This is a genomic window from Halopseudomonas xiamenensis, assembly GCF_014219065.1.
In the GTDB taxonomy this organism is placed as follows: Bacteria; Pseudomonadota; Gammaproteobacteria; order Pseudomonadales; family Pseudomonadaceae; genus Halopseudomonas; species Halopseudomonas xiamenensis.
The window spans coordinates 1-22,864 of record NZ_JACLGO010000010.1; the positions used below are offsets into that span (position 1 = coordinate 1).

The 22,864-nt window shown below is 64.1% G+C and carries 19 protein-coding genes and 1 pseudogene; 13 read left to right on the forward strand and 7 right to left on the reverse strand.

Features of this window, described 5'->3' with window-relative positions; translation table 11 throughout:
* From H6X51_RS20055 to H6X51_RS08555, 4 genes and pseudogenes are all read right to left on the reverse strand, one after another.
* Positions 1–113, reverse strand: a pseudogene (locus H6X51_RS20055) (hypothetical protein); the annotation flags it as partial.
* A gap of 253 nt (positions 114–366) precedes the next feature.
* Positions 367–1,554 (reverse strand): osmoprotectant NAGGN system M42 family peptidase, encoded by a 1,188-nt coding sequence (locus tag H6X51_RS08545; RefSeq protein ID WP_185267128.1) that lies wholly within the window; start codon positions 1,552–1,554, stop codon positions 367–369.
* Positions 1,555–1,574: 20 nt separating this feature from the next.
* Positions 1,575–3,323, reverse strand: coding sequence for an N-acetylglutaminylglutamine synthetase (ngg, locus tag H6X51_RS08550; RefSeq protein WP_185267129.1), 1,749 nt, complete (start codon positions 3,321–3,323; stop codon positions 1,575–1,577).
* A 21-nt stretch (positions 3,324–3,344) separates the two neighbouring features.
* Positions 3,345–5,117, reverse strand: coding sequence for an N-acetylglutaminylglutamine amidotransferase (locus H6X51_RS08555; protein ID WP_185267130.1), 1,773 nt, complete (start codon positions 5,115–5,117; stop codon positions 3,345–3,347).
* A 221-nt stretch (positions 5,118–5,338) separates the two neighbouring features.
* Here H6X51_RS08555 and H6X51_RS08560 point away from each other — a divergent pair, with 221 nt between their 5' ends.
* The 3 genes from H6X51_RS08560 to gabT all read left to right on the forward strand — a co-directional run bounded on the left by H6X51_RS08560 (position 5,339) and on the right by gabT (position 8,855).
* The gene (locus H6X51_RS08560) at positions 5,339–5,800 is read left to right on the forward strand and encodes a MarR family winged helix-turn-helix transcriptional regulator (RefSeq protein WP_185267131.1); all 462 of its coding nucleotides are present in this window, start codon (positions 5,339–5,341) and stop codon (positions 5,798–5,800) included.
* A gap of 295 nt (positions 5,801–6,095) precedes the next feature.
* Positions 6,096–7,556: an NADP-dependent succinate-semialdehyde dehydrogenase gene (gene gabD / locus H6X51_RS08565; RefSeq protein ID WP_185267132.1), complete on the forward strand. Its 1,461-nt coding sequence runs from the start codon at positions 6,096–6,098 to the stop codon at positions 7,554–7,556.
* A gap of 24 nt (positions 7,557–7,580) precedes the next feature.
* The gene (gene gabT / locus H6X51_RS08570) at positions 7,581–8,855 is read left to right on the forward strand and encodes a 4-aminobutyrate--2-oxoglutarate transaminase (RefSeq protein WP_185267133.1); all 1,275 of its coding nucleotides are present in this window, start codon (positions 7,581–7,583) and stop codon (positions 8,853–8,855) included.
* Between the two features lie 66 nt (positions 8,856–8,921).
* On the opposite strand, the gene H6X51_RS08575 is transcribed toward gabT, so the two are convergent.
* On the reverse strand, positions 8,922–10,382 hold the full coding sequence (locus tag H6X51_RS08575) for a phospholipase D family protein (protein WP_185267134.1): 1,461 nt from the start codon (positions 10,380–10,382) through the stop codon (positions 8,922–8,924).
* A gap of 75 nt (positions 10,383–10,457) precedes the next feature.
* Between H6X51_RS08575 and H6X51_RS08580 the strand changes: the two genes are divergently transcribed.
* Genes H6X51_RS08580 through H6X51_RS08590 form a run of 3 tightly spaced genes read left to right on the forward strand, consistent with a single transcriptional unit; the run spans position 10,458 to position 13,313 of the window.
* A complete protein-coding gene (locus tag H6X51_RS08580) occupies positions 10,458–12,755 on the forward strand; it encodes an intermembrane phospholipid transport protein YdbH family protein (RefSeq protein ID WP_185267135.1) in 2,298 nt (765 codons plus the stop codon).
* A 12-nt stretch (positions 12,756–12,767) separates the two neighbouring features.
* On the forward strand, positions 12,768–12,956 hold the full coding sequence (locus H6X51_RS08585) for a YnbE family lipoprotein (RefSeq protein ID WP_185267136.1): 189 nt from the start codon (positions 12,768–12,770) through the stop codon (positions 12,954–12,956).
* Between the two features lie 12 nt (positions 12,957–12,968).
* Positions 12,969–13,313, forward strand: coding sequence for a YdbL family protein (locus H6X51_RS08590; protein ID WP_185267137.1), 345 nt, complete (start codon positions 12,969–12,971; stop codon positions 13,311–13,313).
* Positions 13,314–13,316: 3 nt separating this feature from the next.
* Here H6X51_RS08590 and H6X51_RS08595 read toward each other — a convergent pair whose 3' ends face one another.
* Positions 13,317–14,321 carry a lipase secretion chaperone gene (locus tag H6X51_RS08595; RefSeq protein WP_185267138.1) on the reverse strand — a complete coding sequence of 335 codons (1,005 nt, stop codon included), beginning with the start codon at positions 14,319–14,321 and terminating at the stop codon, positions 13,317–13,319.
* A 66-nt stretch (positions 14,322–14,387) separates the two neighbouring features.
* On the reverse strand, positions 14,388–15,305 hold the full coding sequence (locus H6X51_RS08600; RefSeq protein WP_407925958.1) for a triacylglycerol lipase: 918 nt from the start codon (positions 15,303–15,305) through the stop codon (positions 14,388–14,390).
* Between the two features lie 552 nt (positions 15,306–15,857).
* Between H6X51_RS08600 and H6X51_RS08605 the strand changes: the two genes are divergently transcribed.
* From H6X51_RS08605 to H6X51_RS08635, 7 genes are all read left to right on the forward strand, one after another.
* Positions 15,858–17,159, forward strand: coding sequence for an ABC transporter substrate-binding protein (locus H6X51_RS08605; protein ID WP_235991278.1), 1,302 nt, complete (start codon positions 15,858–15,860; stop codon positions 17,157–17,159).
* Between the two features lie 180 nt (positions 17,160–17,339).
* The gene (locus H6X51_RS08610; RefSeq protein WP_185267248.1) at positions 17,340–18,116 is read left to right on the forward strand and encodes an ABC transporter permease; all 777 of its coding nucleotides are present in this window, start codon (positions 17,340–17,342) and stop codon (positions 18,114–18,116) included.
* Positions 18,113–18,991: an ABC transporter ATP-binding protein gene (locus tag H6X51_RS08615; protein ID WP_185267141.1), complete on the forward strand. Its 879-nt coding sequence runs from the start codon at positions 18,113–18,115 to the stop codon at positions 18,989–18,991. Before H6X51_RS08610 ends, H6X51_RS08615 begins: the two co-directional genes overlap by 4 nt.
* Before the next feature lie 69 nt (positions 18,992–19,060).
* Positions 19,061–19,804 (forward strand): GntR family transcriptional regulator, encoded by a 744-nt coding sequence (locus H6X51_RS08620; RefSeq protein ID WP_185267142.1) that lies wholly within the window; start codon positions 19,061–19,063, stop codon positions 19,802–19,804.
* Between the two features lie 10 nt (positions 19,805–19,814).
* Positions 19,815–21,554 carry a fumarate reductase/succinate dehydrogenase flavoprotein subunit gene (locus tag H6X51_RS08625; RefSeq protein WP_185267143.1) on the forward strand — a complete coding sequence of 580 codons (1,740 nt, stop codon included), beginning with the start codon at positions 19,815–19,817 and terminating at the stop codon, positions 21,552–21,554.
* Positions 21,555–21,628: 74 nt separating this feature from the next.
* Complete coding sequence (locus H6X51_RS08630) at positions 21,629–21,862, forward strand: 4Fe-4S dicluster domain-containing protein (protein ID WP_105646972.1); 234 nt, start codon at positions 21,629–21,631, stop codon at positions 21,860–21,862.
* A gap of 11 nt (positions 21,863–21,873) precedes the next feature.
* Positions 21,874–22,833, forward strand: coding sequence for a HEAT repeat domain-containing protein (locus tag H6X51_RS08635; protein ID WP_185267144.1), 960 nt, complete (start codon positions 21,874–21,876; stop codon positions 22,831–22,833).
* Positions 22,834–22,864 lie beyond the last annotated feature (31 nt).

Below are 22,864 nucleotides of genomic sequence, written 5' to 3' on the forward strand. Positions count from 1 at the left end.
GCGCGGGCGCCGAAGCCGCGCGAGGAGATCTGCAGGTCCTGGGCGTAGTTCTGCCGGTTCAGCGCCACCAGGCCGGGCACCCGCTGCAGGGATTCCGAGAGGTTGGCGCCGAGGTTGGGGGCGGTCAGCTGTTCCGCGTTCAGGGTATGCCGGGCCAGCGGCAGTTGCAGGTCCTGGCCGTCATCGCCGCCGCCGAGGATGATCTGTGCCGGCAGGCTGAGCGGTTGGTTGGCGGCGTGGATGGAACAGGCGAGCAAACTGCTGGAAGCGGCAAGAACAAGGGGCAACAGCCTGGGCATGGCACTCTCTCATGGCGGGAAGGTCACGACCCAGCTTAGCAGAGATGGGTGACCGCCCAGGCCTGGTTCATTTCTCGTCCTGGCTGCAGGCGAATATCTGCTCCAGCGGTGGCAACGGGGTTTCGCTGGACAGCGGCATGTCGGCATCGGTCTGCAGCTGGAAGTGCTCCAGCGGTGCGTTGTCCCGGTTGTCATGCTCGAACACCGGCGGGCTGAACACATAGGCCACCAGCAATCGGGTCAGTGCTTCCAGGCTGTCGCGATGGGTGCGTTCGTAGCCGTGGGTGGCATCGGTGCCGAAGGCGATCAGCGCCACTCGGGTATCGTTGCCGGCGCGGATCGCCGATTCCGCGTCGCTGTGGTAGTAGCGGAACAGGTCGCGCTGCACCGGAATCCGGTCGCGCTCGCACAGGCCCAGCAGGTGACGGGTCAGATGGTAGTCATAGGGGCCACTGGAGTCCTGCATGCACAGGGTCACGGCATGCTCGCTGGAGGCCTGGCCGGGCGCCACCGGGGCGATGTCCACGCCGACGAACTCGCTGACATCCCAGGGCAGTGCGCCGGCGGCGCCGGAGCCGGTTTCCTCGGTGATGGTGAACAGCGGGTGACAGTCCATGGGCAGCGGCTGCCCACTGTCGACCACCTGCTTGATGGCGGTGAGCAGCGCCGCTGCGCCGGCCTTGTTGTCCAGATGCCGGGCGCTGATGAAGCCGTTCTCGGTGAATTCCTGCAGCGGGTCGAAGGCGACGAAGTCACCCACGCCAATGCCATGGGCCTGGGTTTCGGCCCGACTGTGGCTGAGGATGTCCAGGCGCAGTTCGATGGTGTCCCAGTTCACCGGCAGGGTGTCGACCTCGGTATTGAAGGCATGCCCGGAGGCCATCAGCGGCAGCACGCTGCCGCGAAAGCAGCCCTGTTCGGTGAACACGCTGACCCGGCTGCCCTCGGCGAAGCGGCTGGACCAGCAGCCGATCGGCGCCAGTTTCAGGCGGCCGCTGTCCTTGATCTCGCTGACCATGGCGCCGACGGTGTCCAGGTGGCTGGCAATGGCGCGGTCGGGGCTGCGCTGGCGGCCCTTGAGCGTGGCGCGGATGGTGCCGCGCCGGGTCAGTTCATAGGGGACGCCCATGGCGTCCAGGTGTTCGGCGACGTAGCGCACTATGCCATCGGTGAAGCCGGTGGGGCAGGGGATGGCCAGCATTTCCAGCAGTACCTGGCGCAGGTACTGCATGTCGGGTCCATGGTCGGTGTGCATGGGGCCTCCTTGGGTCGGGCTCAGCCGGGTTGGCTGAGCGGGAACAACAGGTCGATGAAGCATTCGGCGGTGGGCTGGGGTTCATGGTTGGCCAGCCCTGGCCGCTCGTTGGCCTCGATGATCACGTAGTCGGATTGGTCAGCCGCAGGTACCAGCAGGTCGACACCGACCACCGGGATCTCCAGCGCCCGCGCGGCGGCGATGGCGGCATCGCGCAGGGTCGGATGCAACTGCGCGGTGACATCCTCCAGGGTGCCGCCGGTGTGCAGGTTGGCTGTACGCCGCACCTGCAGTTGCTGGCTGGCCGGCAGCACGCTGTGCATGTCGAAGCCGGCGGCCTGCACTGTGCGGCGGGTTTCCTCGTCCAGCGGTATGCGGCTTTCACCATCGGTGCTGGCCTGGCGTCGGCGGCTCTGCTTGTCGATCAGCTCGGCGACGGTCATGCGGCCATCGCCGCAGATCTGGGCTGGCTGGCGGATGGCGGCTGCCACTACCTGGTAGTTGATCACCAGCACGCGCAGGTCCGCGCCGGCGTGGTAGCTCTCCAGCAGTACCTGGCTGTCGAAGCGACGGGCCTCGGCGATGGCCTGTTCCAGGGTCTCGGTATCGCGGATATTCACCGCCACGCCATTGCCCTGCTCGCCATTGTCGGGCTTGACCACCAGCGCGTCGTGTTTGGCGAGAAACGCCGCGTTGTCCTGCGCCTCACCCGCCAGCTGCCAGCGTGGTGTGCGCAGGCCGTGGCGTTGCAGGGTGCGGTGGGTCAACTGTTTCTGCTGGCACAGGGTCATGCTCACCGCGCTGGTCAGGTCGCTCAGCGACTCGCGACAGCGGATGCTGCGTCCGCCCTGGGTCAGGGTGAACAGCCCGGCAGCGGCATCGTTGATGGTCACTTCTATACCGCTGCGCCGCGCGGCCTGGGTGATGATGCGGGCATAGGGATTGAGTTCGCGGTCCAGTTGCGGACCGAGGAACAGTGCCTGGTTGATGCTGTTCTTGCGCTTGATGGTGAAGGTGCGCAGCTGGCGGAAGCCAAGCTTGCGGTACAGCGTCTTGGCCTGGCGGTTGTCATGCAGCACCGATAGGTCCAGATAGCTGCTGCCGCGGCTCATGAAATATTCAACCAGGTGGCGCACCAGCATCTCGCCGACACCGAAACGCTGGGTATGGCTATCGGCGGCCAGGCACCAGAGGCTGGCGCCCCGGTCCGGGTCATCGTAGGCGCGGGCGTGGTTAAGGCCCATCACGGTGCCGATGACCTGGTGGCTGTCGGTATCCTCGGCCAGCCAGAAGTCTGGCCCACCGGCCTCCCTGGGCGTGAGTCGTTGAGGATTGACCTGAACCATGCCGTTGGCCAGGTACAGCTTGTTGATCGCCTGCCAGTCCGCTGCGCATTGCGGACGGCGAATATGGAAGCCGCGCATCGCACTGTGCGCCGGGCGGTAGTTGCTGAACCACAGGCGGAGGGTGTCGGACGGGTCGAGAAACAGTTGTTGCGGGGCGAAGGACAGCACCACGTGCGGATCGGCGACATACAGTGCGATGTCCCGTTCGCCCGGGGTTTCCTGCAGCAGGCTGTCGGCCAGGCGCTGCGGGTCGCTGAAGGTATGGCCGACCAGCAGCCGGCCCCAGCCGCAGTCCAGGGTGACGTCGGTGAGCCCGTCGCCGGGTTGCTGGCCCTGCTGCGCATGGCCGGCCTTGAGTCGCTCCCAGGTGGGTGTCTGGCCGCGGCGCAGACGCTGTTGTTCAGGAGGTTGCGAACGGGTCATCGGCTATGCACCTTTGCTTGGTCAGAGTCCCTGCGCATCCAGCCACAGCTCCAGTACCGCCAGTTGCCACAGCCGGGAGCCGCGCAGCGGGGTGATATGGTCCATGGGATTCTGCAGCAGGGTATCGATGTAACGGGGGTTGAACAGCCCGCGGGCCTGGGCGCGGCTGCCGGTAAGACTGTCGCGTACCCATTCCAGGGTGCTGCCCTGCAGGTATTTCAGGCCGGGGACCGGGAAGTAGCCTTTCGGTCGATCGATCACCGCGGCGGGCAGTAGTTGCCGTGCGGCTTCCTTGAGCACGTACTTGCCGTCCCCGGGCAACTTGAAGCGCCCCGGGATGCGTGCCGCCAGTTCGACCAACTGGTAATCCAGGAAGGGCACCCGGGCTTCCAGGCCCCAGGCCATGGTCATGTTGTCGACCCGCTTGACCGGGTCATCGACCAGCATCACCGTGGTGTCCAGGCGCAGCGCCTGGTCCAGCCCCGCTGCGGCGCCGGGCCGGGCGAAATGCTCGCGGATGAACTCGCCGGCATGATCCTGCTGCACCCAGGCTGGCTGTACCATGTCGCGATAGCCGGCGAAGTCCTGATCCATGAACGCCTGCTGGTAGCTTGCCAGCGGGTCGGCGGCCTCGGCGACGGTCGGGTACCAATGGTAGCCGGCGAAGATTTCATCGGCGCCCTGGCCACTCTGTACCACCTTGCAATGCCGGGATACCTCCCGCGACAGCAGGTAGAAAGCGATGCAGTCATGGCTGACCATCGGCTCGCTCATGGCCGCCAGCGCGTCGGGTAGATGGTCGAGGATCTCCTGTTCGGGAATCATCAGCTGGTGGTGGGTGGTGCCGTAGTGCTCGGCGATCAGGTCGGAATACCTGAACTCATTGCCCGCCTCGCCGTTGACGTCGGCAAAGCCGATGGAAAAGGTCTGCAGATGGCGTGCCCCGGCCTCATCCAGCAGGGCCACCAGCAGGCTGGAATCCACCCCACCCGAGAGCAGTACGCCGACATCCACCGCCGCCAGGTTGCGGCGCTTGACCGCGGCGCGCAGGCTGTCGAGCACCTGTTGTTGCCAGTCCTCGAAGCGCAGGTCGCGCTCATCGGCATGCGCGCCATAGTGCAGGGTCCACCAGCAATGCTGCTCGCGCCGGCCCTGGGCGTCGATACGCAGCCAATGGCCGGGCGGCAGTTTCTTCACGCCATTGAGCAGGGTCAGCGGGGCCGGCACCACCGAATGGAAGGACAGGTAATGGTTCAGCGCCACCGGGTTGATCGAGGTGTCCACCTCGCCACCGCGCAGCAGCGCCGGCAGGCTGGAGGCAAACCGTAACCGCTGCGGCGTGTCGGACAGGTACAGCGGCTTGATACCGAGGCGATCGCGGGCCAGGAACAGGCGTTGGCTGTCGCGCTCCCAGATGGCCAGGGCGAACATGCCATTGAAACGCTCGAGCATCTGCTCTCCCCAGGCATGGTAGGCCTTGAGCACCACCTCGGTATCGCCCTCGGAGAAGAACCGGTAACCCAGGCCCTCCAGTTCTCCGCGCAGCGCCGGGTAGTTATAGATGGCACCGTTGAAGACCAGGCTCAGGCCCAGTTCGGGATCGACCATTGGCTGGCCGGAGGCCTCGGCCAGGTCCATGATCTTCAGCCGCCGGTGGCCCAGGGCGACCGGGCCGCTGGCCCAGATACCGGCGGCATCGGGGCCGCGGTTGATCATCTGGCCGGTGATCCGGGCCAGGTCGGCCAATGCGGGTAGTTGTCCGTCGAAGCGCAGTTCTCCTGCCAATCCACACATCTGTTGCTCCCGGTTGCAGACCTGTTTCCCTGGGGAAACGGTTCCAGTTCAAAGTTTGCCGGCCCGATTTCCAACCCGGGCCATTGCATTGGAAAGCGCTGGCGTGGTTTTGTTTGACGTTTTTTCCAGATAGGCGGATTTCGTCATGCTTATTACTGGAATGTTTCGGGTTTGTGGCAGAATGCCCACCCAACGAGCTGATTTGCCGGGAGCAACACCACATGATGCACGATCTGTATCTGGCCCTGCGGCGACTGCAGCGCGCCACCGAGATCCATGCCAAGCGCCTGGGTCGGCACAGTGGCCTGACCCCCATTCAATTGCTGATCCTGCACAGTATCCAGGCCACCGGCGAAGGCACGCTGGGCACGCTGGCGAAGCAGGTCAGCGTATCCCAGGCGACCCTGAGCACCATCATCGACCGCCTGGAGAACCGCGAGCTGCTCAAGCGGGTGCGCAGCCAGAGCGACAAGCGCAAGGTGCACCTGACCCTGACCGAGAAGGGCGAGGCGGTGATCCAGGCCGAACCGGCGCTGCTGCCCAGTGCCTTTCTCGAACGCTTCGGTCAGCTTGCCGACTGGGAGCAACTGATGCTGCTGGCCAGTCTGCAGCGGGTGGCCGGGTTGTTCGAGGAGGGCCAGCAACCCTCCCATGTGTTGATGGATGACGAGCCGCTGGTCTGAGCTGACGGGTCAGTCCGCTATCGCGGCGAGGCGCCGCTCCTACAGGTCTACACTGAACACCAATCCGGCTTTTATGAGCGGTAGGCGAGGGCCGCCTTGCCGTGGACAGCTTGCGAGAGCAGGGCCTTCCGGGATCGGCACATACCTGCAGGAGTGCGCATTCCGGTGGGAGCGGCGCCTCGCCGCGATAGCGGGCTCCCACCTTGTCCACAGCGCATTTCCGCCGTAGCATGTTTGAAATATCAAACGCTGATGTGGCAAATGCGTGACGCCACCCCCCGGACAGGAGAACTCCATGGAATTGCACGCCCCCGAGCTGTTTCGCCAGCAGGCTTTCATCAATGGTAACTGGTGCGAAGCCGAGCGCGGCCAGCGTACCGAGATCTTCAATCCGGCCACCGGTGAACGCCTGGGCAGCGTGCCGGACATGGGCGTGGAGGACACGGGGCGGGCCATCGATGCGGCGCATGCGGCGCAGCCGGCCTGGCGCCGGCGTACCGCCAAGGAGCGTGCGGTTATCCTGCGCCGCTGGTACGAGCTGATCATGCAGCATCAGGAGGACCTGGCGCGGATCATGACCGCCGAGCAGGGCAAGCCGCTGGCCGAAGCCCGGGGCGAGATCGCCTACGCCGCCTCCTTTATCGAATGGTTCGCCGAGGAGGCCAAGCGCGTCTACGGTGACCTGATCCCGGCGCACCAGGGCGACAAGCGTATCCTGGTGCAGAAGGAGCCGGTCGGTGTCACGGCGGCCATCACCCCATGGAACTTCCCGGCGGCGATGATCACCCGCAAGGCCGGTCCGGCGCTGGCCGCCGGTTGCGCCATGGTACTCAAGCCGGCACCGCAGACACCGTTCTCGGCGCTGGCGCTGGTGCACCTGGCCGAGCAGGCCGGGCTGCCTGCTGGCCTGTTGAGCGTGGTCACCGCCGGCGTGGACAACTCGCGGCAGGTGGGCGCTGAGCTGTGCGCCAGTCCGGTGGTGCGCAAGCTGTCCTTTACCGGCTCCACCGCGGTCGGTATCCAGTTGATGCAGCAGTGCGCGCCGAGCCTGAAGAAACTGTCCCTGGAGCTGGGCGGTAACGCGCCCTTCATCGTGTTCGACGATGCTGACCTGGATGAGGCGGTGGAAGGCGCGATGATTTCCAAATACCGCAATGCCGGGCAGACCTGCGTCTGCGCCAACCGCCTGTATGTGCAGGCTGGGGTATACGATGCCTTCGCCGAGAAACTGGCCGCCGCTGTACGTCGGCTGGAGGTCGGTGATGGCATGCGTGAAGGGGTGACTACCGGGCCGCTGATCAATGCCGAGGCGGTACAGAAGGTCCAGCTGCACGTGAAGGACGCGGTGGAGAGCGGTGCCACCCTGCTGGCTGGTGGCAAGCCGCATGCGCTGGGTGGGCTGTTCTTCGAACCGACCATCCTCACCGAGGTGACCAGCGACATGCTGATCGCCCGCGAAGAGACCTTCGGGCCGGTAGCGCCGCTGTTCCGCTTCGATGATGAGGCCGATGTGATTCGCCTGGCCAACGACACCGAGTACGGCCTGGCCGCCTACTTCTATGCCCGCGACCTGAGCCGGGTATTCCGCGTCGCCGAGGCGCTGGAGTACGGTATGGTCGGTATCAATACCGGGCTGATTTCCACCGAAGTGGCGCCATTCGGCGGCATGAAGGCCTCCGGCCTGGGCCGCGAAGGTTCCAAGTACGGCATCGATGAGTATCTGGAAATCAAATACCTGTGCCTGGGCGGGATCTGACCCGCCGGCCAAAGGAGGAGCGTCATGACTGATAGCAACGAATCCCTCATGCTGCGGCGTGAGCAGGCGGTGGCCCGGGGCGTCGGCCAGATCCATCCACTGTTCATCGAGCGGGCGGAAAATGCCACCATCTGGGATGTGCAAGGCCGCCAGTATATCGACTTCGCCGGCGGCATCGCCGTGCTCAACACCGGCCACTGCCATCCAAAGGTGATCGATGCGGTCAAGCGCCAGTTGGAGCTGTATACCCACACCTGCTTCCAGGTGGTGGCCTATGAGCCCTATGTAGCGTTGTGCGAAAAAATCAACGCGCTGGTACCGGGTGACTTCGCCAAGAAGACCCTGCTGGTCACCACCGGCGCCGAGGCGCTGGAAAATGCGGTCAAGATCGCCCGTGCCGCCACCGGTCGCGCCGGGGTGATCGCCTTTGCCGGTGGTTACCATGGTCGCACCATGATGACCCTGGCAATGACCGGCAAGGTCATGCCCTACGCCTCGGGCATGGGGCTGATGCCCGGCGGCGTGTTCCGTGCCCGCTTCCCCGATGCGCTGCACGGCGTCAGCGAAGATGACGCCATCGACAGCATCGAGCAGATATTCAAGAACGACGCCGAGCCGCGCGACATTGCCGCGCTGGTGGTCGAGCCGGTGCAGGGCGAAGGCGGCTTCCGTGTCGCCTCGGCGCCATTCATGCAGCGTCTGCGCGCGTTGTGCGACCTGCACGGCATAGTGCTGATCGCCGATGAGGTACAGACCGGCGCCGGGCGCACCGGCAGCTTCTTCGCCATGCAGCAGATGGGCGTCACCGCCGACCTGACCACCTTCGCCAAGTCAGTGGCCGGCGGCTTCCCGCTGGCCGGTGTGTGCGGCCGCGCCGAGCTGATGGACGCCATCGCCCCGGGTGGCCTCGGCGGCACCTACGCCGGCAACCCAGTGGCCTGCGCCGCCGCGCTGGCGGTGCTGGAGGTATTCGAGGAAGAGAACCTGCTGGCCCGCGCCCGTACCCTGGGCGACATGCTGACCCACCGTCTGCAACAACTGGCCGCAGGCGATAAACGTATTGCTGAGGTGCGCGGGCTGGGCGCGATGGTCGCCTGCGAGCTGATGACCGGGGATGGCCACCCCGACCCGGAACTGGCCAGTAGCCTGGTGATCAAGGCCCGCGAGAAGGGGTTGATCCTGTTGTCCTGTGGGCAGTACGCCAACGTGATCCGTCTCCTGGTGCCGCTGACCGCGACCGATGTGGAAGTGGAGGCGGGGATGGATATTATCGAGGCTTGTCTGGCGGAGTTGGGCTGAGGTCTGGCCTGGGAGGTAGGGTTGGAGCCCTGACCTCCCAAGAACGCCACGTTCCGGGAGAGCGGCTCAAAAGGTCGACAACCCCGTCGCCTCCATCACCCGATAGATCAGATACCGGCCAACGTTGTGATCAGCGAAGTCCTCGTAGGGCAGGCTGTAGGTGATGCTATCGGCATTGCTCCACAGTCGCTCGAAGGCGGAGCGTGCATCGGCCATCGCTGGATGATCGCGGTTGGCAGCCAGCTGCACATCGGTTTCCAGATTCAGGTCGTCCAGGTTGCGCCGGGTGAAATTGGCCGAGCCGCTGATCAGTTCGCTACTGCCATCGGCGCGGTCCAGGCGCAGCCATTTACGGTGACATTGCTCGCCACTGGTGGCGCACCAGCGCAGTGGGATGCCGGCGCGGTGCAGGTCCCAGGCGACCTGGCGGTTGGGGATGCCGTTCTTTTCCCGGCCAAAGGCATCACGATTCGGGTCCAGCAGGGCGCGTATCGTCACGCCGCGTTGCCGGGCACTGATCAGCGCTTCGACCAGCGGGCGATGGGACAGATAGAAGACTTCCATGTCCAGCCGGTCGCCGGGCTGAGCACTGTCGATCAACTGCAGCAGGGCGTCACGCACCTCGCCTTCGGTGAGTACGCGCAACCGGGGTCCGGTTGCAGGCGGCTGGCTGACGGCTGGCTGCGGCCAGTGGCGGGTATCGAGCCCTGCCAGGCGCGCTACCGCCTGTTCGGTCTGCAGCAGGTCCAGGGCGGCGCTGCCGTCGAAACGCAGCGCCTGGTTGCTATGCCGGCTGCTGGCATCGTGCGGATTGCCCGAGGTGACCAGGGCGGTCCAGCTGTCGCCCGCATCGGCCACCAGGGTCTTGCGGTGGTTGGCGCGGAAGTTGGCCAGGTGCAGATAGCTGCGTAGGGTAACCTTGCCCTGGCCCACCGGATTGGGCAGCCAGCCACCTTCGCTGCTGTTGCCGACGAACCGGCAGCAGAGGCTCCACAGGCCGGTCCACAGCGGGTTGGAGGCGCGCAGCTGCTGCAGGGGCGTCATCACCACCTGCACCCCGGCCTGTTGCAGGGCACGCAGCTGAGGGTTGTCCACACCGCCATACAGGGTATTGAACGGATCGGTGATCAGTATCACCTCCATCCCCGGATGTCGGCTGCGGGCGCTGATCAATGCCTGTGACAGTTCGCTGGACAGCGAGCGGAAGCTGTTCTGGCCGGCGAACTCGTTGAACAGGAACATGTCGAGCACCACCAGGTGGCGGGCCTGGCCGATGATCTCCAGCACCTGGTCGAAGATCTGCTGGCGGCTGTGGCGCTGGCCGTCCGCCGTTTGCCAGGTCTGGTCCAGCAGCAGCTGAACATTGTCCGCCGGGCGCCAGGGTTGCTCGACCGACAGGCCCTCCGGCAGCGGGCGCAGAGCCTGGAACAGGCCCATGCCCAGCCACAGTGCCAGCAACAGCAGGATCAGCCAGCGCAACGGGCGGGGCCGACGTTTGCGGCGATTGATCCGGCGGAGAATATCCATATCGCAGCCTTCATCAATTGGATTGGTGCTGCATGCTAACCTTGATAGCTGATGTTTGTCTTGGGGGAGCGGTCGATGCGCAAAGCGGCGATCAGCGCTGTGGTGGTATTGCTGTTTGTGCTGCTGGCGGCCTTGCTGGCCGGGCAGTGGCTGCAGCGCAGCCTGACCGCGGCCGGGGTCGAGCAACTGGACTGGCAGCAGCTGCGCTGGGGGGATGGCGCGCTGCACTTGCAGCAGCTCAGCGGCGCCTATGTTGCCGAGCAGGGCCGGCTGGGTTTTCGTCTGCACGGGGTCCGGCTGCAGCCGGCCTGGCGCGGCGGGCCGCGTATTGCGCAACTGCAGGTGGAGCAGATGCAACTGGTCTGGCAGCCGGCGCAGAACCTGCCGCGACGTGAGCCGGCAGACGATGACTGGAGCTTACCGGCACTGGCCGATCTGGCCGGGCCGCTGTCCTGGTTGCCTGATGAGTTGAGTGTCGACAGCCTGCAATTACAGCTGCCCTGCGAAGGCGCGTTCTGCACTCTGCAGGGCGACCTGCAACTGAGCAGCCGCCAGCAACCGATGATGCTGGATGCCCGACTCGATCTGCAGGCCGGCACGCAACGCCTGGATGGCTGGCTGCGCCTACAGCAGCAGGCCGACCGCTATCTGGTGCAGGCTGGTCTGGACGTGCCGCAACCCTTGCCGCTGGCTGGGCTGGGGCAGCTGCGTGGTAGTGCTGCGGTCGATCTGGAGAATCGCGGTAGCGAATGGCTGCTGCGCGAAGGGCAGGCGGACTGGCAGTTGACCGAGCTGGAGCTGGCCGCGCTGGCCGATGTACCGGTGCAACTGCGCCCAAGCGCTCTGGCGCTGCAGGTAAAGCCACTGCCGGGCAGTCTGGCGGGTTGGCGACAGAGCATTGCGCTGGCGGTGCAGTTGCGGATCGAAGGGGCGGTGAACGGTGAGCTGAAAACAGCGCTGGAACTGACCAGCCAGCCGCAGTGGCAAGCCCGGTTGGCGGATGCCCGGCTGCAGCTGGCGGCGCAGCGCCTGGCGCTATCGGGTATCGAACTGCAGGGGTTGCGCCTGGATTGGCCGTTGCAGGCGCAGGTGGATAGCGAGCAGCTGACCGTGGCCCTGGGCAGCCCCGCACTGCTGACGGCGAGCAGCCTGGACCTGGCCGAGACCGGTCTGCAACTGAGCGGTCTGCGCGCGGACCTGGCCGAGGCGACGCTGCAACTGCCGCTGGCCACGCCTGCGCAAATGAGCCTGCAGGCCCCGCTGCAGCTCGGCGTCAGCCGACTCAACCATACCGCACTCAAACCCCAGGGCTGGAACCTGCAGGGCAACCTGCAGCATACGGCCGCCGGCCTGACCCTGGATGCCAGCCTGGCAGCACTCAGCGGACTGAACAGCGACCTGCGGCTGACGTGGCCGACCGATCAGCCCTGGCGGTTGGATCTGACACTACGCGAGATCTTCCTGCGCGCCGCTGATCCGCTGGCGGCGACTTTCAGCGACTGGCCGGCGCTGCTCAGCTTCTCCAGCGGCCGGATCAGCGGTCAGTTGCAGGCCACCGGGCGCACCGGGCTGGACCAGCTCGGCGGCCGGTTGACGCTGAGCGGCGGCCAGGGCATCTACGATCGGGCCAGCTTCAGTGGCTTGTCCTTGCCGCTGGATGTGTCGCTGCAGGGCGAGCGGCTGCGGCTGTCCAGTGAGGCGCTGACGCTGAGCAGCCTGGACCCGGGCCTGCCGCTGGGTCCATTGAGCGCCAGTGGCAGCTACAGTGCTGCCCTGGACCAGCCGGCGGCTGGTGTGCTCGACCTGCGCAGCGCCAGCATCGGCGTGCTGGATGGGCGCGTGCAACTGGAGCCGGCGAAGGTGGACCTGGGCCAGGCGCGGCAGACCCTGGTGGCGGTGGTGCAGGGCGTCGAACTGGCGCGGCTTTTCGAGGTCTATCCCGCCGAAGGATTGAGCGGCCAGGGCACGCTGGACGGGCGCTTCCCGGTGAGCCTGGTGGATGGCAAGTTGCTGGTCGAGGATGGTCGGCTGCAGGCGCGCCAGCCCGGTGGCGTGCTGCGTTACCAGGCGCAGCAACTACGCGACCTGGCGGCCAGCAACCCCAACCTGGAACAGCTGGCGGCGGCGCTGGACAACTTCCATTATCAGGTGCTGGCCAGCGATGTATCCTATGATGAGCAGGGCGTACTGGTGCTCGGGCTGCGGCTCGAAGGCAGCAACCCGGCCTTCCAGCAGGGTCGGCCGGTGCACTTGAACATCCGCCTGGAAGAAGATATTCCGGCCCTGCTGACCAGCCTGCAGCTCAGTGGGCAGGTAAGCGAGATCATCAGGAACCGGGTTCAGCAGCACTACCTGCAGCGGCGTAACCCATGACAGGAGAGGTATATGCATTGGCGTCTGATGATAGTGGCGATGGCTGTCGGGGTCCTGACCGCCTGTACGCCGACGGTACAGCTGGCGGCACCCAGCGATCCGATCAACATCAATCTGAATGTGAAGATCCAGCATGAGATCTACATCAAGGTCGACAAGGAACTGGATGATCTGTTCAGTGAATCCAGCGGACTGTTCTAGAAGGAGAATGGCATGCGTATGAGTATCCGTATGGGCGGTCTGCTGCTGGCGCTGCTGCTGAGCGCACCCGCTTTGGCGTTGAGCCTGAACGAGGCGATGTCGGCCCTGCCCGCGGCCAAGGCGGCCGGGCAACTGGGTGAGCAGCCCGATGGTTATCTGGGGGTGGTGGCCGCTGGTGGCAATGCGGCGGAAATCGCCCGCCAGATCAACCAGGCGCGGCGGGATGAATATCAGCGCCTGGCCAAGGAGAACAACATCCAGCTGCGCGACGTCGAGTCCATGGCCGGCAAGAAGGCGCTGGAGCGTACTCCCGCCGGGCAGTACATCATGCTCAATGGGGTGTGGATGAAGAAGTAGCGGTCAGAGTCCATCCAGCAGGCTGCTTACCCGCAGCCGTTCATTCGGCTCGAACTGCTCCTGCAGCAGACTGTCGATGGCCTGCTGCTTGTCGTCGTCGGCCAGGCCGGGGTGTTGCAGAATCGCCTCGCGCTCATGGTTGAACTGCTCCAGCCGCTGTTGCCATTGCTGGCGTTGCCGGTCGAGCGCCTCTAGCCGACCGGTAGCCTCCGGCCCCACCAGGCTCAGGCGCAGCTGCTGGATCTGTTCGGGGCTGGCGCCTTCTTCCTGCAGGCTGCGGGTCTGCTGGCTCAATTGCTGATGAATCTGCGGTACCAGCAGGTCTTGCATGGCGCCGGGCAGGTCGTTGCGCAGTGCCTCTACCCGCTCGGCCTTGTCCTCGGCGCTCAGGCCATCATCCTGCAGAATCGCCAGGCGCTCCAAGGTGAAATTGTTGTAGACCTCCTCCGAGGCGAAGAACGCGGCGTGGGCCTCGGCACTGAACAAACCGGCGCGCAGGCGCTGTACGGCATCCTCCCGCGCTCTCAGGTCATCGAGATCGGCGACCACCGGAAAACGCTCCTCCAGCGCCACCAGTTCCTCCTTGTATTCGATATAACGCTCCAGCAGGTCCAGCGCCTGGCCCTGTGCCGGTTCTGGTAACTGGCTGGCGAGATAATCCCGGATGCGGGCAATGGCGCTGTCGACACTTTCCTCGCCCACGGTGGTGAGGAAATAGTCGAACAGATGGCGGATCTGGTCGGTGATCAGCAGGTTACCCTGGTGGTCGACCTCCAGCATGCCGTCGACTGCGGTGTCGCGCAGCGACGCGGGCGCCGGGCCGGGTGCGGTGGCCGGCTGGTGTATGGCGTTGCTGATCATGGGCAGGTCTGCCTGGTCGGCTTGCTGCGGGTTGGCGGGGCGCTCTACCCGTGGCGCCGGTACTGTCGGCTCGTCAGCGGGGCCGAGAAAGTGCCAGCCAAGCAGTGCGGCGCTGATCAACAGGGGGGCGTAGATGACGGCTTTCATGGATCGGGTCCGAATGACTGCGGGGATAGGTCATGTTGGCCGGCCCCGCCGGGGCCGGCCAGCGGCTCACAGACCGGCGTTCTTCAGCCGGTTGGCATGCTGGCGATAGACCGACGCCGGGTTGGTTTCGAAGATGCTGGTCAGGCCGAAGACCTGGTTCACCTCGTCCAGGTGGTTCATCCGATAGTTATCGCGGATCACCATGCCCAGGCGTGAACTGCAACGTCCGACCAGACCGTCGTTGGCCTCACCCGCGAAGGTCAGGGACGAGGCGCCGAGCATCAGGTCGGAGATATCGAGCACATTGGTCAGCGGGCTGGTGCCGCTCCAGGAGTAATAGCGCACGCCATTGACCGTGTAGTCACCCTCGCCGCAGGCGCTGGTCGGTACGCCCTGCGGGTAGCGCGCGTTGAACCGTGCGGCGCCTTCGGAGTTGAGTGATTCGAGGGAGCCGAGGGCGTTCTGCGGCGTGGTCGAGCTGCTGCCGGAGAGGAAGTTGATCAGCGCGCCCAGGCCGTTGACGATGCCGGCGAGGATGGTCTCACCGGCGGAACCCGGTGGCACGTTGCGAATGAAGTCGGCGGTTTTCGAACCCTTGTGCGGTGCGCCGACACTGGTGACCGAGGCGACCAGGTCGGGTCGTATCGCGGCGACATAGCGAATGGTCGGGCCACCGTGACTATGACCTATCAGGTTGACCTTGGGCTTACCGCTGATGGCAATGATGTCCTCGACCTGGGCCAGCAGCTGCTCACCACGGGCCTCGGAAGTATCCAGCTGGCTGACCTCGGTAATGTAGACGGTGGCACCGTCCTTGCGCAGGGTCGAGGGGATGCCATACCAGTAGTCCACGCCGAGGATGCTGTCGAAGCCGAGCATGCCATGGGTCAGGACGATGGGGTACTTGGTCTTGGTGTAATCGGAGGAGCTGAACCAGAACGCCTGGGCCTGGCTGGAAACGCCCAGCATGGCGGTCAGCGCCATGGCGCCAACGAGATGCTTGCGATACATGCGGAGTATCCTTCATTGATTGTTGTATTTATTCGGCCCTGACTGCGCAACAGGGGCACTGAGAGGATAACCGGCCCGGTGGGGTCTGTCGGGTCCGGGGCCAGGGTGACTTTCAGGCCGGCGGTTGACTGATAGGTCACCCGCTCTGTGGCGATATCATTCATATGGTGAATCCGACAGGCGGTACGCGCGATGGCCCCCTGCCAGCTACTTGCATCACTTGTCTTAAGCCTTCTCCATGCGTTTGCCTCCAAGCGATCCACCGCCATTGCGGTCGCACCAATGCCGGGCGATTTCCTGTTCTCTGCAAGATACGTCCGACACTCCCTGTTTTCTGCTTTTGTCCTTTTAAATCAAAAGCGTAAGAACTTATTTCGGAACCTTGGCACGCCCGGTGCAGCAGTAATAGCAGGCGTTATGACCTGTTAATACAAGTTGACCAACCGCAAGGTGAAGACGATGACGAACCGAAAAGGCCTGATTGCTCTTGCACTAAGCAGTACGTTTCTGTTCAGCGGAATAACGATGGCGAAGACCATCGAAATCGGCATCGGTCATCAGAGCATGGTGACCAATACCGTTTCCGGTGGCGTGATTCTGGACAAGCTCAAACTCATTGAAAAATATCTGCCAACCACCGGGCAGTACGAAGACGCCAAGTACAAGATCGTATTTCGTGACTACGACTCGGGCCCGCCGATCACCAATCAGATGCTTGCCGGCAAGCTCGACTTTGGCGTGATGGGTGACTACCCGCTGATTGTCAATGGCGCCAAGTTTCAGGAAACCAAATCCCAGCAGACCCGATTCATCGGTGTTACCGGCTACAACCTCAAGGGCACCGGTAACGGCATCGTGGTGCCCTACGACTCCCCTGTACAGTCGCTGGCCGATCTTGCCGGCAAGAGTCTGTCCGTTCCGGTGGGCAGCGCCGCCTGGGGGATGACGCTCAAATCACTGCGTGACGCCGGGTTGTTCGGCAAGGTGCAGATCGTCAATCAGGCACCACCGGTGGGTGCTGCCAATATCGCCGCCAGACGCATCGACGCCCATGCCGACTTCTGCCCGTGGTCGGAAATCATGGAATTTCGTGGCACGGCGCGCAAGATCTTCGATGGCAGCGAGGCGGGTATACCCACCTTCCACGGCATCGTGGTGCGCGAGGCTTTTGCCCGGCGGCATCCGCAGATCGTCGAGGCTGTGCTGGCTGCCACCCTGGAGGCTCAGCAATGGATTCAGTCCGATCCGGTGATGGCTGCCACCCAGGTATCCGAATGGACCGGTGTGGAGAAGGAAGTGCTGTACCTGTATTTCAGCCAGGGCGGTATTTCCACCATGGAAGCCAGCATCAAACCGCAGTGGGTCGAGGCACTGAAGTACGACCACGCATTGTTGCAGAAGGAAATGGATATTCCGGATCTGGACTTCGACGCCTGGATCGATGACAGCTACCTGAAACGCGTCTATGCCCGCGCTGGCCTCGACTACGACGCCATGGTGCAGACCGTGGTCAGTACCCAGCCGGGTAACCCGGACTTGCCCGCCGCCGAGATGTGGCTCGAAGGCCAGGGCGTCCAGGGCTTCCCCTCCATCGCCGAGATGCTTGTTGCCGTTGAGGAGGCCAACGCCGCCGGCCACAAGATCAAAGCTACCTATGTGTACGACAACCTCACCGGGCTGAAGCTGTTCGGTAAGGCGGCCTATCTGGTACGCGGCGAGGCGGGCGAGGTGGTCGCCTTCATGAAGAAGTCCGACTCCGACCAATACCTCGTCGAGCACGGCGGTACCGCGCTGCTCAAGGGCGACACCGTGGCAATGCTGCCCTGACGCAGAAGGAATTCCGATATGAATATGAAAGTGAGCGCAGTGGTTGCCGATCCAGTATCCACTGAAGTAACCGAACCCTGTCAGTCTGGCGACACTCCGACCGTCAGCGCCCCGCTGGCGCCGGCGGCGCAGCATGCCGAGCAGGACGCCCATGCACGGATAGCTGCACGGCACGCCTTGATGGAGAAGAGCAGGCGCTATCTGGTGCGTGTCGCCGCGCTGATCATGGCGGTGGCGCTATGGCACCTTGCATCAACCTACGATTTCAATCTGTTCGTCAACTTCGAACATGTACCGGAGCCTGCGCTGGTGGGCCAGGCACTCATGGCCGAGTTGTCAGGCAGCGAGTTCTACCTGCATATCGCCCATAGTCTGCAGCGCATTGCCATCGCCTACGGTCTGGCAGTCGTGCTCGGGGTAACACTGGGCGTGCTGATGGGCCGCTCGAAGTGGGCCGAAGACATCATCCTGCCGTATATCGAGCTGCTGCGCCCGATACCGGCGGTGGCCTGGATTCCGCTGGCCATCCTGATGCTGCCCAGTGAGCAATCGAGCATCGTGTTCATCACCTTCCTCGGAGCGCTGTTTCCGGTGGTGCTCAACACCGTGCACGGCGTGGAACAGACCAGCGGCGTGCTGGTGCGTGCCGCCCGCTGTCTGGGTGCCAACAATCGCTCGATCCTCTGGCACGTGATCATCCCGGGTGCCATGCCGAGCATCGTTACCGGTCTGGCGGTGGGCATGGGCGTGGCGTGGTTCTCCTTGCTTGCTGGGGAAATCATCAGCGGCCAGTACGGTATCGGCTACTTCACCTGGACCTCCTACACGCTGATCCAGTATCCGCAAATCATCATTGGCATGCTCACCATCGGCCTGCTCGGCACGCTGAGCACCTTGCTGGTACGCAAGGTCTGCAGTCCGCTGCTGCGCTGGCAGCCCACAGGAGGTCGTGTATGAACAGCACCCTGGTTAACGACAGCCGTCTCGCTGTACTCGATCACAGCCGGCTCAAGTCCAAGTCCATCAGGGACGTAGAGGGGCGTGGCAGGATTCTGGTCAGCGGGGTCGATATCGAGTTTGGCCATAAGGGAGCCAGGACCGTGGCGGTGGGGCAGGCCAACCTGGAGATCCACTCTGGCGAGTTCGTCTGTCTGCTCGGGCCATCCGGGTGTGGCAAATCGACCCTGCTCAATGCCATCGCCGGCTTCGTCACTCCCACCCGGGGGCAACTCAGCGTGGATGGCAAGGCGGTGACCGAGCCGGGGCCGGATCGCGGCATGGTGTTCCAGCAGCATTCGCTGTTCCCCTGGAAAAGCGTGCACGACAACGTCGCTTTCGGTCCGCTGATGGCGGGCGCCAGTCGCCCCGAGGCCGGCAGCGTAGCGCGCACCTTCCTGTCGCTGGTCGGCCTGGCAGCGTTCGCCGATGCCTATCCCACCACGCTGTCCGGGGGCATGCAGCAGCGTGTGGGGATTGCCCGGGCGCTGGCCAACTACCCAAGTGTTCTGCTGATGGACGAGCCCTTCGGCGCGCTGGATGCACAGACCCGGATCATGATGCAGGAGAATCTGCTGGAGATCTGGCGCGAGTTCCGCAACACCGTGGTGTTCGTTACCCACGATATCGACGAGGCCGTGTTCCTCTCCGACCGCATCGTGGTGATGAGCGCCAGCCCCGGGCGGATCATCGCTGACATCAAGGTGGATCTGCCGCGCCCACGCGACCAGAGCCTGCTCACCAGTCCCGAATTCATGATGCTCAAGCGCCAGTGTCTGGAATTGATCCGTGAGCAGACCTTGGCGGCCTTCAAGCAACAGAACCAGGCGGGCTGAACATGGGCAATCCGATGTTTCTCCCATCTGTGCTCGACATTACATGTCATGACAACCGGAGTGACCGCCATGAACGGAACTGAGCAATTCGCGCCGGGCCAGTCGCCACTGCCGCTGTATGTGCAGATCCGCGACAACCTGCGGCGCAGGATTCTGGAGGGTAGTTATGCCATCCATGAGCGCCTGCCGTCGGAAAACGAAATGATGCACGCCTTCGGTGTCAGCCGCATCACCATCCGCCAGGCTCTGCGTGACCTGCATAACGAAGGCCTGGTGTTCAGCGCCCAGGGCAAGGGTACCTATGTCAGCAAGCCCAAGGCTGTGCAGAACGTGCAACGGCTGCAGGGCTTTGGTGAAGCGATGGCCGCCCAGGGCTATGAAGCCACAGGCAGGCTGCTGGGTATCCGCCAGGGCAAACCGTCCAAGCCGGTGATCGCCGCGCTTGGTCTGCCACTCCACGAGGAGGTGGTGGAGGTCAAGCGCGTGCGCTACCTCAACCGCGAGCCGGTGTGTCTGGAGAGCAGTTACTTCCCGCTGGATATCGGCCGTCGGCTGTTTTCCAGGGACCTGTCCGGCGACATTTTTCCCATGCTTGAAAACTTCTTCGGCATCCCCCTCGGCAGCGCGGAGATCGGCCTTGAGGCGGTCCTTGCCGATGACGAAACCCAGGACCTGCTCGGCCTCAAAGCCGGTGAGGCGATCCTGCGGGTGGAGCGCCTCACCCATGACCGCAACGGTCGCCCCATCGACTTCGAATACCTCTGTTACCGCGGTGATTCATTCAAATACCAGTTCCGTGTAGAGCGGAAATAGGAGATCAGCCATGACTACAACCATCAATGACATACCCGTAATCGATACCGACGTGCTGGTGATCGGTGGCGGCACCGCTGGCCCGATGGCCGCGGTAACGGTGAAGGAGCAGGACCCTTCGCTGAAGGTGATGCTGCTGGAAAAGGCCAACGTCAAACGCTCGGGTGCCATCTCCATGGGCATGGACGGGCTCAACAATGCGGTGGTGCCCGGCCATGCCACCCCCGAGCAGTACGTCAAGGAAATCACCATCGCCAATGACGGCATCGTCCACCAGCCGGCCCTGATGGCCTACGCCACGCGTTCCTTTCCGATGATCGAGAAGCTCGACTCCTGGGGTGTGCATTTCCAGAAGGATGAAACCGGCGACTACGACATGAAGAAGGTGCATCACCTGGGCACCTATGTTCTGCCGATGCCCGAAGGGCACAACGTGAAGAAGATCCTCTACCGCCGCCTGCGCCGTGTGCGGGTGGAGATCGAGAACCGCTTCCAGGCCACCCGCCTGCTCAAGGACCCGGACGGCAACATCGCCGGCATGATCGGGGTGAACACCCGTACCGCCGAGCCGATCATCATCCGCGCCAAGGCGGTGATCATGGCCACCGGTGCCGCCGGCCGCATAGGCCTGCCCAACTCCGGCTACCTGTTCGGCACCTATGAGAACCCCGCCAACTGCGGTGATGGTCACGCCATGGCCTATCACGCCGGTGCCGATCTGGTGAACCTGGAGTGCTTCCAGGTCAACCCGCTGCTCAAGGACTACAACGGCCCGGCCTGCGCCTACGTTACCGGTCCCCTGGGCGGTTTCACCGCCAATGCCTATGGCGAGCGCTTCATCGAATGCGATTACTGGTCCGGGCAGATGATGCTGGAGTTCTTCAAGGAGCTGGAATCCGGCACCGGCCCGGTGTTTCTCAAGCTCGATCACCTGGCCGAGGAAACCATCCAGGAGATCGAGACCGTGTTGCACACCAATGAGCGACCGACCCGCGGCCGCTTCCATGATGGGCGCCAGGTCGACTACCGCCAGCGCATGGTCGAGATGCATATCTCCGAGATCGGCTTCTGTTCCGGCCACTCCGCCTCGGGCGTATGGACCGACGAAACCGGCGCAACCACGGTACCCGGCCTGTATGGCGCCGGGGATATGGCCTCGGTCGCGCACAACTACATGCTCGGTGCCTTCGTCTTCGGCCAGATCTGCGGCGAAAGCGCTGCGCAGTTCGTCAAGGATCGCGCCACGCCCGTACTCGACGAGGGTTTCATTGCCGCGGAGCTGGCGCGTATCCAGGCTCCGTTGCAGGTCAAGGACGGTATCCCCCCCGAGCAGATGGAATACAAGGTGCGCCGGCTGGTGAACGATTACCTGCAACCGCCCAAGGTCACCAAAAAAATGGAGATCGGCCTGGAGCGCATTCTTGCCGTGCGCGAGGACCTGCCCCTGCTCTCGGCGGCCGACCCACACCAATTGCTGCGCGCGCTGGAGCTGCAGTCAATTATCGACTGCGCCGAGATGGCCGCCCGCGCCTCGTTGTACCGCACTGAATCGCGCTGGGGGCTGTACCACTACCGCGTCGATTATCCCGAGCAGGACAACGGCGAATGGTTCTACCACACCCGCCTGTTCAAGGATGCCAACGGCAACATGGCCAGCGGCAAGCGGCCGGTCGCCGAGTACATCGTACCGCTGGGTGAGGAGAAGGACGCCTACAGCAAGATGCGTGTCAAGAAAGCGGCCAATGCCTGAACGGACAGTATGTGCTGCGGCCCGAATGGCCGCGGCGCTCCAGACCTGACTATAGCCTTGATGAGGATACAACCATGCCCATAGCCAACCATTACGCCAGCGTCCCGGTCGTTGTGGACGAAGAGAAATGCATCGCCGACAAGGGCTGTCGCGTATGCATCGATGTCTGCCCGCTCGACGTTCTGTGGATCAACGAAGACACCGGCAAGGCACACATGAAGTACGACGAATGCTGGTACTGCATGCCCTGCGAGACCGACTGCCCCACCGATGCGGTGAAGGTCAACATCCCTTACCTCCTGCGCTGAAGGACGACACCATGAAGACTTATGACGATCCAGACCTGCAGGATATTGCCCTGAAACTCGCTTCCACCGACCCGGGTATCCGCCGCGTTGCGGTACTCGACCTGGTGGACAGCGGTGAGCCGGAAGCCGTCGAACTGCTGATCCAGGCTCTCAACGACCCGGACCCCTCGGTGCGTCAGGAAGCAGCCAAGGTGGTGGACGAATTCGATGCGGTGGATATTGCCGATGCACTGATCGCTGCCCTGGGCGATAGCAACGAAGTGGTGCGCAACGCCGCAGCCCATGCCCTGGCCGACCTGAAGGACCCGGCTGCTGCCTACCCGCTGCTCGAGGCACTGGCGGGCAGCCAGGACAGCTTCGTCGTGGCGGGCATCCTGCGTGCGCTCAAGCCGCTGCGCAATCCCGCTGCCCAGGGTCCCGCCCTGGCGCGTCTGAGCGATCCCGATGCGCTGGTACGCCGCGAGGCCGTGGGCGTCATCGGCTGGCTGAAACAACCGGAAAACCTGCCGGCGCTGATGGAGCGTGCGCAACAGGATGACGATCCGGATGTGCGCCGTGCCGCCACTGGTGCACTGGTCTATGCCGACGCGGCGCAGGTCGGGCCGACGCTGGTCAGCCTCCTGGGCGATCAGCACTGGCAGGTACGGATCGAGGCGGCGGTGAGCATCGGCAAGCTGGATTACCAGCAGGCCATGCCGGAGCTGATCAAGTCCACGCGTGACAGCTTCTGGCAGGTTCGCGAGAAAGCTGTCGATGCCCTGGGCAAGCTGGGGGCGGTCGGCGCGATTCCGGTGCTGGGTGAGTGCGCGCGCGACCCCATGAGCAACCTGCGCAAGGCGGCCATCGGCGCGCTGGGCAGCATCGGCCACGACGATGGCCGGCCCTTCATCTCGGTCGCCATGGATGATCCGGACCCGGATGTACGCAAGCTTGCGCGCTGGGCCATGTCGAAGCTGGGCGCAGCCGCCTGAACCAGGCGGCTGACCTGGCCAGCCGTGTAAC